Annotated in this window: 12 protein-coding genes; 2 read left to right on the top strand and 10 right to left on the bottom strand. The window is 60.4% G+C overall.

The window, feature by feature from the left end; translation table 11 throughout:
• Positions 1-74: 74 nt before the first annotated feature.
• The 10 genes from thrC to ffh all read right to left on the bottom strand — a co-directional run bounded on the left by thrC (position 75) and on the right by ffh (position 8,944).
• Positions 75-1,484, bottom strand: coding sequence for a threonine synthase (gene thrC / locus HBO24_RS22665; RefSeq protein ID WP_029296283.1), 1,410 nt, complete (start codon positions 1,482-1,484; stop codon positions 75-77).
• A gap of 66 nt (positions 1,485-1,550) precedes the next feature.
• Positions 1,551-2,855, bottom strand: coding sequence for a homoserine dehydrogenase (locus tag HBO24_RS22660; RefSeq protein ID WP_029296281.1), 1,305 nt, complete (start codon positions 2,853-2,855; stop codon positions 1,551-1,553).
• A 127-nt stretch (positions 2,856-2,982) separates the two neighbouring features.
• A complete protein-coding gene (locus HBO24_RS22655) occupies positions 2,983-3,714 on the bottom strand; it encodes a thioredoxin fold domain-containing protein (RefSeq protein ID WP_057437999.1) in 732 nt (243 codons plus the stop codon).
• A gap of 141 nt (positions 3,715-3,855) precedes the next feature.
• Positions 3,856-4,752: a site-specific tyrosine recombinase XerD gene (gene xerD / locus HBO24_RS22650; protein ID WP_170045485.1), complete on the bottom strand. Its 897-nt coding sequence runs from the start codon at positions 4,750-4,752 to the stop codon at positions 3,856-3,858.
• Positions 4,753-4,876: 124 nt separating this feature from the next.
• Positions 4,877-5,290 carry an acyl-CoA thioesterase gene (locus HBO24_RS22645; protein WP_057437995.1) on the bottom strand — a complete coding sequence of 138 codons (414 nt, stop codon included), beginning with the start codon at positions 5,288-5,290 and terminating at the stop codon, positions 4,877-4,879.
• 82 nt (positions 5,291-5,372) lie between these two features.
• Positions 5,373-5,723 (bottom strand): 50S ribosomal protein L19, encoded by a 351-nt coding sequence (rplS, locus tag HBO24_RS22640; RefSeq protein WP_003175895.1) that lies wholly within the window; start codon positions 5,721-5,723, stop codon positions 5,373-5,375.
• Positions 5,724-5,768: 45 nt separating this feature from the next.
• On the bottom strand, positions 5,769-6,542 hold the full coding sequence (gene trmD, locus HBO24_RS22635; protein ID WP_170060348.1) for a tRNA (guanosine(37)-N1)-methyltransferase TrmD: 774 nt from the start codon (positions 6,540-6,542) through the stop codon (positions 5,769-5,771).
• Positions 6,524-7,060 carry a ribosome maturation factor RimM gene (gene rimM / locus HBO24_RS22630; protein ID WP_010565276.1) on the bottom strand — a complete coding sequence of 179 codons (537 nt, stop codon included), beginning with the start codon at positions 7,058-7,060 and terminating at the stop codon, positions 6,524-6,526. The genes trmD and rimM overlap by 19 nt, the downstream gene beginning before the upstream one ends.
• Positions 7,061-7,065: 5 nt before the next feature.
• The gene (gene rpsP / locus HBO24_RS22625; RefSeq protein ID WP_003175899.1) at positions 7,066-7,317 is read right to left on the bottom strand and encodes a 30S ribosomal protein S16; all 252 of its coding nucleotides are present in this window, start codon (positions 7,315-7,317) and stop codon (positions 7,066-7,068) included.
• 250 nt (positions 7,318-7,567) lie between these two features.
• Entirely contained in the window at positions 7,568-8,944 is a 1,377-nt protein-coding gene (gene ffh / locus HBO24_RS22620) for a signal recognition particle protein (RefSeq protein WP_170060347.1), read from the bottom strand.
• A 242-nt stretch (positions 8,945-9,186) separates the two neighbouring features.
• Between ffh and ccsA the strand changes: the two genes are divergently transcribed.
• Positions 9,187-9,990, top strand: coding sequence for a cytochrome c biogenesis protein CcsA (gene ccsA / locus HBO24_RS22615; RefSeq protein WP_169960791.1), 804 nt, complete (start codon positions 9,187-9,189; stop codon positions 9,988-9,990).
• A 12-nt stretch (positions 9,991-10,002) separates the two neighbouring features.
• Positions 10,003-11,241, top strand: a complete 1,239-nt coding sequence (locus HBO24_RS22610) for a transporter associated domain-containing protein (RefSeq protein WP_057437991.1) — start codon at positions 10,003-10,005, stop codon at positions 11,239-11,241.
• Positions 11,242-11,562 lie beyond the last annotated feature (321 nt).

The following is an 11,562-nucleotide window of genomic DNA, read 5'->3' as shown; positions in this document are numbered from 1 at the left end:
ACCCGCCAAGAAAAACGGCGCTTCCCCATCTCTGGACAAGCGCCGTTTGCCTTATTCGTGCAGCCTTTCAGAACTCAGAGCGGCTTACCACGATTGCCATGCTGGCTGACGAACGCCTGAATAGCCTTCAGGTCATTAGGCAATACCGTGCAACGCTCTTCCCGCTCAAACAGGTCAGCCAGGTGCGGCGGCAGTTCCAGAGCCTTGCCGACACCGGCCTTCTGCACCGCCTCAGGGAATTTCACCGGGTGGGCCGTGCCGAGGATCACCATCGGGATGTCCAGGCTGCGCCGGCATTCGCGCGCGGCCTTGACGCCAATGGCGGTGTGCGGGTCCAGCAGCTCGCCGGTCTGGGCATAGACTTCAGCGATGGTCTCGCAGGTCTGGGCATCGTCCACGGCCAGGGAGTCGAACAGCTTGCGGGTCTCGGTCCAGCGCTCCTGATCGACGCTGAAACCACCACCCTGCTTGAAGCTGTCCATCAGGCCGGCCAGGGCCGCGCCGTTACGACCGTGCATGTCGAACAGCAGGCGTTCGAAGTTCGACGAGACCATGATGTCCATCGACGGCGACAGGGTCGCGTGCAGGGTTTCCTTGACGTACTGGTTGCCGCTCATGAAGCGGTGCAGGATGTCGTTGCGGTTGGTGGCGACGATCAACTGGTTGATCGGCAGGCCCATGTTGCGTGCCAGGTAACCGGCGAAGATATCGCCAAAGTTGCCGGTCGGCACCGAGAACGACACCGAACGTGCCGGCCCGCCCAGCTGCAGCGAGGCGTGGAAGTAGTAGACGATCTGGGCCATGATCCGCGCCCAGTTGATCGAGTTCACCGCAACCAGACGCGTGCCTTTGAGGAAGCTCTGGTCAGCAAAGCTGGCCTTGACCATTTCCTGGCAGTCGTCGAAGTTGCCTTCGACCGCGATATTGTGGATGTTCTCGCCGAAGATGGTGGTCATCTGCCGGCGCTGCACATCCGATACGCGGTTGTGCGGGTGCAGGATGAAGATGTCGACGTTTTCGCAGTGCTTGCAGCCTTCGATGGCCGCCGAGCCGGTGTCACCGGAGGTGGCACCGATGATCACCACGCGCTCGCCGCGTTTCTCCAGCACGTAATCCAGCAGGCGACCGAGCAGTTGCAGGGCGAAATCCTTGAACGCCAGGGTCGGGCCGTGGAACAGCTCCAGCACCCATTCGTTGCCGTTCAACTGACGCAGCGGGGCGATGGCGTTGTGCGAGAACACGCCGTAGGTTTCTTCGAGGATCTTCTTGAAATCGGCATCGGGGATGCTGCCGGTAACGAACGGGCGCATGACCCGGAACGCCAGCTCGTGGTACGGCAGGCCAGCCCAGGAGGCGATTTCTTCCTGGGTGAAGCGTGGCAGGTTTTCCGGCACGTACAGGCCGCCGTCAGTGGCGAGGCCTGCGAGCAGGACGTCTTCGAAATTCAGGGCCGGTGCCTGGCCGCGGGTGCTGATGTAACGCATGACTGGCTCCTCTACAACATTCTTGAACAGAGGCCGCCGAACCTGCGGGGCCTCTGCAACCTATCGTTAGTTCAGGTGTTCGACGCGGATCCGCACCACCGGCCCGACCACGCCCTGCAGGGCTTCCAGCGCGGCAATGGCATCGTTCATATGCTGTTCCAGCACACGGTGGGTCAGCAGGATCATGGGCACCAGGCCGTCGTGTTCTTCGACTTCCTTCTGCATGATCGACTCAATGTTGATGCCGCGCTCCGAGAGGATGCTGGCCACCTGGGCCAACACGCCCGGGTGATCCTTGGCCTGGATCCGCAGGTAGTAGGAGCTTTCGCAGGCTTCGATCGGCAGGATCGGGTGGGCCGACAGCGAGTCCGGCTGGAAGGCCAGGTGCGGCACGCGGTTTTCCGGGTCGCTGGTCATGGCACGGACCACGTCCACCAGGTCGGCGATCACCGACGAAGCGGTCGGTTCCATGCCGGCACCGGCGCCGTAGAACAGAGTCGAACCGGCCGCATCACCATTGACCATCACCGCGTTCATCACGCCATTGACGTTGGCGATCAGGCGGTCGGCCGGAATCAGGGTTGGGTGCACGCGCAATTCGATACCGGCAGCGGTGCTGCGCGCCACGCCCAGGTGCTTGATGCGGTAGCCCAGGGCTTCGGCGTAGTTCACGTCGGCGGTGGTCAGCTTGGTGATGCCTTCGGTGTAGGCCTTGTCGAACTGCAGCGGGATACCAAAGGCGATGGACGCCAGGATGGTCAGCTTGTGCGCAGCGTCGATACCTTCTACGTCAAACGTCGGGTCGGCTTCGGCGTAACCCAGGGCCTGGGCTTCGGCCAGCACGTCTTCGAAGGTACGGCCCTTCTCGCGCATTTCGGTAAGGATGAAGTTACCGGTGCCGTTGATGATGCCCGCAACCCAGTTGATACGGTTGGCCGACAGGCCTTCGCGGATCGCCTTGATCACCGGGATACCGCCAGCGACTGCGGCTTCGAACGCCACGATCACGCCCTTCTCGCGGGCCTTGGCGAAGATTTCGTTGCCGTGCACGGCAATCAGCGCCTTGTTGGCGGTAACCACGTGCTTGCCGTTTTCGATGGCCTTGAGCACCAACTCACGGGCGACGGTGTAGCCGCCGACCAACTCGATGACGATGTCGATTTCAGGGTTCGTGGCCACATCGAAGACATCGTTGGTAATCGCAATACCGGTCGTTTGGTACTGAGGCTTTGGCGTACGCATGGCAATTTGTGCCACTTCAATCCCGCGCCCTGCACGGCGGGAAATCTCCTCAGCGTTACGCTGAAGTACGTTCAAGGTGCCGCCACCGACGGTCCCTAACCCACAGATGCCTACTTTGACCGGTTTCACTGAAGAACTCCCCATGAAACGGCCGACTCAAGGTCGGCCGTGAAAAACAGCCGCACAACTGCGGCTCTCTGTTAATGACCCGTCGACGTGTCGGCGGGCCCGATCGTCAAAGGCTCGACAATACTGTTTATTTGGCACCCAGTGCCAGTTTGGCGACTTGTGGCGCAGGCTGGTAGCCCGGAATCACCTGGCCGTCGGCCAAGACGATGGCCGGCGTACCGTTCACCCCGATGGACTGACCCAGAGCGTACTGCTTGGAAACCGGATTGGCACACTTGGCGGACTTGATTTCTTTGCCATCGACCATCTTGTCCATGGCTGCTTTCTTGTCGGTTGCGCACCATACCGCTTGCAGTTGCTCGTCGCCCGGCGAACCGAGGCCCTGGCGCGGGAACGCTACGTAACGCACTTCGACACCCATCTTGTTCAGCGCAGGTATCTCGGCGTGCAGCTTGTGGCAGTACGGGCAAGTGGTGTCGGTGAACACAGTGATGTGGGTCTTGGTTTCGCCAATCGCGGGGTAGACCACGGTCTCGGCCACCGGGATACCGTTGATCAGCTTGGAGATCCCAACGCGCTCGGCCTTCTCGGTGAGGTTGACCGGCTTGCCGTCTTTCAACTGGAACAGGTAGCCCTGAACGATGTACTGACCGTCGGCGCTGGCATACAGCACGCGGCTGCCCTTGAGCTTGACTTCATACAGGCCGGCCATCGGGCTGGCGCTGATGCTTTCGACCGGAGTTTCGAGCTGGAGGCTTTCCAGACTCTTACGGATTGTCTTCTCGGCGGCGTCATCGGCGACGGCAAAGGTTGAAACCAACGCAATGGCTGCGGCGGCAAAAATCTGGGTCAAGCGCATGGGAACTCCTGAAGGCAGATGCAGGGACGAAGGCCAGGACGCCGATCTGGAAACACGGCTCGGGACCGTCCCCTTTGCAAACCGGCAAAGCCTACCACAATTGGGCGCCAGGGCAGACGCTGGCGGCCAAATTGGGGCCTGTCAGCCCCTTGGGTGATGTTTGGCATGCAGGTCCTGCAACCTTGCCCGCGCCACATGGGTATAAATCTGCGTGGTGGACAGGTCGCTATGGCCCAGCAGCATCTGCACCACGCGCAAATCCGCGCCATGGTTGAGCAGATGGGTGGCAAATGCATGGCGCAGGGTGTGGGGGGACAGCGACTTACCGATCCCGGCGACCTTGGCCTGGTGCTTGATGCGATGCCAGAAGGTCTGGCGGGTCATCTGCTCGCCGCGCAGGCTGGGGAACAGCACGTCACTGGGGCGCCCGCCGAGCAGCTCGCTGCGGGCATCGCGCATATAGCGCTCGACCCACACGATTGCCTCTTCGCCCATGGGCACCAGGCGCTCCTTGCTGCCCTTGCCCATCACCCGCAACACACCCTGGCGCAGATTGACCTGCTCCAGGGTCAGGCTGATCAGCTCGGTGACGCGCAGGCCGCAGGCATACAAGACTTCCAGCATCGCGCGGTCGCGCTGACCGATGGCTTCGCTCAGGTTGGGCGCAGCCAGCAGGGCTTCGACGTCGGCTTCTGACAGGGACTTGGGCAAGGGCCTGCCGAGTTGCGGCATATCGACTTGCAGGGTCGGGTCAACAGCAATCAGCTTTTCCCGCAGCAAATAGCGATAAAACCCACGCACTCCCGAGAGGAATCGCGCAGTGGAGCGCGGCTTGTAGTTCTGCTCAAGGCGCCAGGCCAGGTGATCGAGGATCAACTCACGCCCGGCGTGGCTCAGCTCAAGGTTTCTCTCCAGCAACCAGCCATTGAACAGGGCCAGGTCGCTGCGGTAGGACTGGCGCGTGTTGTCCGACAGGCCTTTTTCCAGCCAGAGGGCGTCGAGGAAGCGGTCGATCAGGGGATGGTCAATGGCGGGCATGGGGGCTCAGGCTGAGTACTTTAGTGTCTGGTAGATCCTATCGCAGGCAAGCCCGCGCCCCCAGGGAAATGCATGGCTAATGTGGGAGATGGCTGGCCTGCGATAGCGGCGACGCGGTCTCGGATCAGTCTACAAACCCAGGCAGCACTGGCACCGGGCGCTTATCATCATCAATTGCGACAAAGCTGAACACACCCTGGATCGCCTTCTCGCGGCCATCGGCACTCATGCTTTCGACAAACACCTCCACTTCCACCTTGAGGCTGGTGTTACCGACTTTGATCACGCGGCCAATCAGCTCGACGATGGAACCGGCCGGGATCGCGTGATTGAAGTCGATACGGTCGGTAGACACCGTCACCAGCGGCAAACGGCAAAACCGTGTGGCGGTGATGAACGACACTTCATCCATCCAGGCCAATGCAGTACCGCCAAACAGCGTGTTGTGGTGGTTGGTGGTCGGCGGAAATACGGCTTTGGTTACATGGGTCACGGACAGGTCGGTGCGGCGCTGGATTTCTTCGAGGCGGGTGGTCATGAACGGGTTCCGGGCAAGGGGCAAATTTCAGGCACAAAAAAGCAGCCCGTAGGCTGCTTTTTTCTGCATCGGGAAGCTGGACTTAAGCCAGTTTTTCCTTGATGCGAGCTGCTTTACCGGACAGGTCACGCAGGTAGTACAGCTTGGCTTTACGTACGTCACCGCGACGCTTAACGGCCATGCTGTCGATTTGCGGGCTGTAGGTCTGGAAAGTACGCTCTACGCCAACACCGTTGGAGATTTTACGAACAGTGAAAGCACTGTTCACACCACGGTTACGCTTGGCGATTACGACGCCTTCGAACGCTTGCAGACGCGAACGGTCGCCTTCCTTCACTTTCACCTGAACGACAATAGTGTCGCCCGGGGCAAAGGTAGGGATCTCTTTGGTCATCTGCTCTGCTTCGAGTGCAAGGATGATTTTGTTAGTCATGCTGTGCTCCTAAGGTAGATCGTCGGATCTACCATCGATACGTTGTTAACTATCGTCCCGCGCGAGGATGTATTCCTCGAGCAGCTTCTTCTCTTCTCCAGAAAGCGAGCGGCTTTCCAGAAGATCGGCGCGTCGTTCATAGGTCCGACCAAGGGACTGCTGTAAACGCCAACGCCGGATGTGTGCGTGATTGCCACTTAGCAACACGTCGGGAACACGCTGATCCGCATACACCTCCGGTCGGGTGTAGTGCGGGCAATCCAGCAAACCATCCGTGAAGGAATCTTCCTCCGCGGAGTCCGCATGCCCTAAAGCTCCAGGCAGCAGTCGTGTAACCGCATCTATCAGGACCATCGCCGGCAGCTCACCGCCAGACAGGACATAGTCCCCAATCGACCACTCTTCATCGACATGAGCTTCAATAAAACGCTCGTCAATGCCTTCATAGCGACCGGCAATCAGGATCAGTGCTTCCTCATTCGCCAGTTCGCGTACCGCCGCCTGTTTCAGCTGACGGCCTTGAGGGGACAGGTAAATTACCTTCACCTTCTCCCCTGCTGCTGCCTTGGCCTGAACCAGGGCGTCTTCCAGGGGCTTGATCTTCATCACCATGCCCGGGCCACCGCCAAATGGGCGATCGTCCACAGTGTGATGTCGATCCGTCGTGTAGTCTCGCGGGTTCCAACAAGTGAGCTGCAAGAGCCCTTGTTTCACCGCCCGACTGGTGATGCCGTACTCGCTGATGGCAGAAAACATCTCGGGAAACAAACTGATCACTTCAATGCGCAAATTAGCCACGCTTAGAAGTCCGCGTCCCATTCCACCTTCATCTCGCCCGCTGCCAGGTCGACGGCCAACACGCATTGCTCGGTATAGGGCAACAGGCGTTCGCGATCATCCAGGCTGCCAGCGCAAGGCTTGACCACCATTACATCATTGGCGCCGGTTTCCAGAAGATGGTCGATTTTCCCGAGCAATTGCCCGAGTTGATCAATAACCTTCAGACCTTCCAGCTGGTACCAGTAGTACTCGCCGTCGGTCAATTCAGGGAACAGGTTGCGCGGCACGCAGATCTCATAACCGGCCAGAAGACGCGCTTCTTCACGATCATCGAGACCCTTGAGCTTTGCGACCAGGAACTTATCGTTCCCACGTCCACTGACCAACTCGACCTGTTTCACACTACCTTCGCGCTTGAGCGTCCAGGTCTTGTACTGCAACAGGTTTTCAGTCGGATCAGTAAAGGAATACACCTTCACTTCGCCGCGAACGCCATGAACAGAGTAAATCTTGCCGATAACGATCAAATCATCAGCAACAGCTGGCGTCGCGTTCATATTGCTCAGGCTGCGGCCTTAGCCGAGTCCTTCAACAACTTGGCAACACGCTCGGAAGGCTGTGCACCAACGCTCAGCCAGTAGGCTACGCGCTCTTGGTTCACGGACAGACGAACTTCTTGACCACGAGCAACAGGGTTGAAGAAACCAACCTGTTCCTTGTGCGAACCGTCGCGCGGGTTGCGGCTGTCGGTTACGGTCAAGTGGTAAAACGGGCGCTTTTTGGAGCCGCCAAGGGCAAGACGGATTGTTAGCATGTGAACATCGTTCCTGTAGTCGGTGCTGCAAATCTAAATGCACAGCGGGCATGGGTGCCCGAAAGGCCGCATATTCTAAGGAATATCCGGACTTTTGCAAATGTCTTTTTCCGGCGCCTGACCGCGGGCCATTCAGATCTGCTATAGAGCCGTCGGTTAAAACGGCGAGTCAGCTCCCGCCAACGGCGGGTTTGCTGGAGATCCCACATCCTTGTGGGTCTGCGCAAGAGCAAGCCCTTGCGCGAATTCTTTACATCTTCGGCATGCCACGGCCGGGCATCATACCGCCCATGCCGCGCATCATTTTGGCCATGCCGCCTTTGGCGGAGAACTTCTTCATCATCTTTTGCATCTGCTTGTGCTGCTTGATCAAGCGACCGATGTCCTGCACCTGGGTGCCGGAACCCATGGCGATCCGACGTTTGCGCGAACCGCTGATCAGCTCAGGGTCGCGGCGCTCGGCCGGGGTCATGGAGTTGATGATGGCTTCCATCTGCTTGAACTGCTTCTCTGCCGCACCCTGGGCATTGCCCATTTGCGCCAGGTTCACACCGCCGATGTTCGGCAGCTTGTCCATCAGGCCGCCGAGGCCGCCCATGTTCTTCATCTGTTGCAGCTGATCGCGGAAGTCTTCGAGGTCGAAGCCCTTGCCCTTTTTCAGCTTCTTGGCCAGCTTGTCGGCCTTGTCCTTGTCGAGGGTCTGCTCGGCCTGCTCGATCAGGCTGAGCACGTCGCCCATGCCGAGGATCCGCGAGGCGATCCGCTCAGGGTGGAACGGCTCGAGCGCTTCGGTCTTCTCGCCCATACCGATGAACTTGATCGGCTTGCCGGTGATTGCGCGCACCGACAGTGCGGCACCGCCACGGGCATCACCGTCGACCTTGGTCAGGATCACGCCGGTCAGCGGCAGGGCATCACCAAAGGCCTTGGCGGTGTTCGCCGCGTCCTGGCCGGTCATGGCATCGACCACGAACAGGGTTTCTACCGGGTTGATCGCGGCATGCAGCGCCTTGATCTCGCCCATCATCTCTTCGTCGATGTGCAGGCGACCGGCGGTATCGACGATCACCACGTCGATGAACTTGAGCTTGGCTTCTTTAATGGCAGCGTTGGCGATGTCGACCGGCTTCTGGCTCAGGTCGGACGGGAAAAAGGTCACGCCGATTTCACCGGCGAGCATTTCCAGCTGCTTGATCGCGGCCGGACGGTACACGTCCGCCGACACCACCATCACGGATTTTTTCCTGCGCTCTTTAAGGAAGCGCGCCAGCTTGGCAGCGGTGGTGGTCTTGCCCGCCCCCTGCAAACCGGCCATCAACACCACGGCCGGCGGCACGGCGCTGAGGTTCAGGTCTTCGTTGGCCGCACCCATCAGGCTTTCGAGCTCGGCCTGGACGACCTTCACAAAGGCCTGGCCCGGCGTCAGGCTGCGGGACACTTCAGTGCCGACCGCACGCTCCTTGACCGAGTTGACGAAATCCTTGACCACAGGCAAGGCAACGTCGGCTTCGAGCAACGCCATGCGCACTTCGCGCAGGGTGTCTTTAATATTGTCCTCGGTCAGCTTGGCCTTGCCGGTGACATGGCGCAGCGTCTGCGAGAGACGGTCAGTCAAGTTTTCAAACATGCGCGATCCTTTCAGGCCCTATTCATCGAAGTGCATCGGTAGACCGAGGTAATGGCGGCCCAGGCTGTGTAAATCGCTATTAAAAACAGCGCTTGGCGAGCCTGCGGCGTGGGCAGGTCGCGGATTATAGCGAAGACTGCCGTCATGCACACCCGCTGTCTGGCCCGCTGGTCTTTCGTGGAACGCAGGTGTGTGCCAAACTCATCGGCTTTCGGGCTTGCCTAACAGGATTTATGCTCCCTTTGTCACCCAGTTTGCTACCCAGTCTCGCCGCCGCACTCTTGTATGCCGCTGCGACCCTCTACCAGGGCACCCGTCTGGCCCAACGCGCCAGGGCGGACAAACGCCTGCTGGCCGGCCTCGGCGTGTTCGCCTTGCTGGCCCACGCTGCCAGCCTGTTCACCCACCTGATGACACCAGTGGGCCTGGGCCTGGATTTTTTCAGCGCCGCCAGCCTGATTGCCGCTGCGGTCATTGCCTTGACGCTGCTGGCCTGCGCGCGGATCCCGGTGGAGAACCTGCTGTTGCTGCTCTTCCCCCTGGGGATGCTGACAGTGCTGCTGGCGCAATTCGCCCCCACCGGCACGGTGCAGGTGATCGACGAGGAGCCGGGCATCCTCGCGCATATCCTGCTGTCGATCCTGGCCTACGGTATGTTCACCATCGCCGTGTTCCAGGCGTTGCTGCTGCTCTTGCAGGACCACCAGCTCAAGCACAAGCACCCTTCCGGGCTGATCAAGAACTTCCCGCCGCTGCAGACCATGGAAAGCCTGCTGTTCGGTTTCCTCTGGGCCGGCTGGACGCTGCTGTCGCTGTCGCTGATTTCCGGCTGGCTGTTCGTCGAGAACCTGTTCGCCCAGCACCTGGTGCACAAAACCCTGCTGGCGTGCCTGGCCTGGGTGGTGTTCAGCGTGCTGCTGTGGGGCCGCAATCGCCTGGGCTGGCGCGGGCACAAGGCGATCCGCTGGACCCTGGCCGGTTTCTGCCTGCTGATGCTGGCGTATTTCGGCAGCAAGCTGGTTCGCGAATTCATCCTGCATATCTGACGGGCGGCAATCATGCACAACTTGCCCCTTGAGCCGATGCTCGCGGTAGTCGCGCTGCTGGTCTTGTGGTCGGCGCTGTTTACCGCCATCGAGGCGGCCCAGCTCCATTTGCTGGCCCTGCGCCCCGGTACGCGCCAGGGCGACAAGGCCGCCGCCCGCCTCAACTTCCCGCGCAACAGCCTGATCCTGTGCAACACCCTGTGCCGCGCGGTGGTGGTGATTCTGTGCACCCTGCTGGCGATCTATGCCTGGGCCGAAAACGGTCCCTGGCTGGGTTGGCTGGTCTCCAGCGGGCTGTTGCTGGTGCTGGCCGACTACCTGCCGCGCACCCTCGCCACCCGCTATCCGCACGCGGTGCTGGGGTTTGGCAATACGCTGCTGGGTGTGCCGCTGAAAATCCTCTATCCCCTGGCCTGGCTGCTCAATGGCCTCAGCCTGCTGTTGCTGCGCCCTTTCGAACGCAAGTCGGGGATCGTCAAGAAAAGCGACGAGCCACAGAGCGACCCGTCCGACGAGCAAGCCTCTGACGCGAACGACGACCCTCGGCCGGGCATGCCGGGCATCCACGCCCTGGACAACATTACCGTCAATGACATCCTGGTGCCGCGCAGCGAAGTCGATGGCATCAACCTCGACGACCCTATCGAGGAGATCATCGAACAACTGCGCAGCTCCAAGCGCACGCGGCTGCCGGTGTTCCACAGCGATATCAACCAGGTCGAGGCGGTGCTCAACACCCGGCAGATCCAGCACCTGCTGCCCGATGCCAGCCTGACCAAGGAAGCCCTGCTCGCAGCCTGCCACGAGCCGTACTTCGTCCCGGAAAGCACGCCGCTGCAGCTGCAATTGCTCAACTTCCACAAGCAGCAACGCCGCCTGGGCATGGTGGTGGACGAATACGGCGAAGTGCTGGGCATCGTCACCCTGGAAGACATTCTGGAAGAGATCGTCGGCGAATTCGAAAGCGAGCAGAGCCTGGATAACCCGCTGATCCAGCCCCAGCCTGACGGCCGCTATGTGATCGACGGTGCCGTGTCGATCCGCGAGCTGAACAAGTGCATGGGCTGGCACCTGCCTAGCGACGGTCCCAAGACCCTCAACGGCCTGGTGACCGAAGCGCTGGAGACCATTCCCGATTGCTCGGTGTGCGTGAAGATCGGCCGTTATCGCCTGGAAATCCTCGAAACTGAAGACAATCGGGTGAGCAAGGTGTTGATCTGGCATATCGGCTCAGCGCCGATTGCCACCTGACTCACGGTGGACAAGCCCGTGTGGAAGCGGGCTTGCCCGCGATAGCCTCACCTCAGTGTCACTGATACACCGAGGCGCCCGCTTCTCCCACATTTGATCTTTTCAGCCGCTAAGACCGCGCTCCAGCCCTTGTTTGCAGCGCAACCCCCTTCCTATAATCAATCGCGCTTACCCAAGCCCCGCCCGACCGCGTGCTATCCGCACTGAGCGTGTCCAGGCACCGCAACCCCGTGTCTGACCGGTACCCGCTCCCATCCCGAGCCAACGCCGCGCACTGCCCTGATCCATGGGTGCAAGACCAATAATAATCCGCGCCAAGCG

It is taken from the genome of Pseudomonas sp. WS 5410 (assembly GCF_012985645.1).
Taxonomy (GTDB): Bacteria; Pseudomonadota; Gammaproteobacteria; order Pseudomonadales; family Pseudomonadaceae; genus Aquipseudomonas; species Aquipseudomonas shahriarae.
This window is presented reverse-complemented; position numbering and strand designations above follow the sequence as displayed.

Bases quoted from the DNA above. Each gene is read 5' to 3' on its own strand.
- HBO24_RS22655 (WP_057437999.1), bottom strand. From the start codon at position 3,714: ATGCGCTTGACCCAGATTTTTGCCGCCGCAGCCATTGCGTTGGTTTCA.
- trmD (WP_170060348.1), bottom strand. From the start codon at position 6,542: ATGGGACGCGGACTTCTAAGCGTGGCTAATTTGCGCATTGAAGTGATC.
- rplS (WP_003175895.1), bottom strand. From the start codon at position 5,723: ATGACTAACAAAATCATCCTTGCACTCGAAGCAGAGCAGATGACCAAA.
- HBO24_RS22610 (WP_057437991.1), top strand. From the start codon at position 10,003: ATGCACAACTTGCCCCTTGAGCCGATGCTCGCGGTAGTCGCGCTGCTG.
- rpsP (WP_003175899.1), bottom strand. From the start codon at position 7,317: ATGCTAACAATCCGTCTTGCCCTTGGCGGCTCCAAAAAGCGCCCGTTT.
- thrC (WP_029296283.1), bottom strand. From the start codon at position 1,484: ATGCGTTACATCAGCACCCGCGGCCAGGCACCGGCCCTGAATTTCGAA.
- rimM (WP_010565276.1), bottom strand. From the start codon at position 7,060: ATGAACGCGACGCCAGCTGTTGCTGATGATTTGATCGTTATCGGCAAG.
- ffh (WP_170060347.1), bottom strand. From the start codon at position 8,944: ATGTTTGAAAACTTGACTGACCGTCTCTCGCAGACGCTGCGCCATGTC.
- xerD (WP_170045485.1), bottom strand. From the start codon at position 4,752: ATGCCCGCCATTGACCATCCCCTGATCGACCGCTTCCTCGACGCCCTC.
- HBO24_RS22645 (WP_057437995.1), bottom strand. From the start codon at position 5,290: ATGACCACCCGCCTCGAAGAAATCCAGCGCCGCACCGACCTGTCCGTG.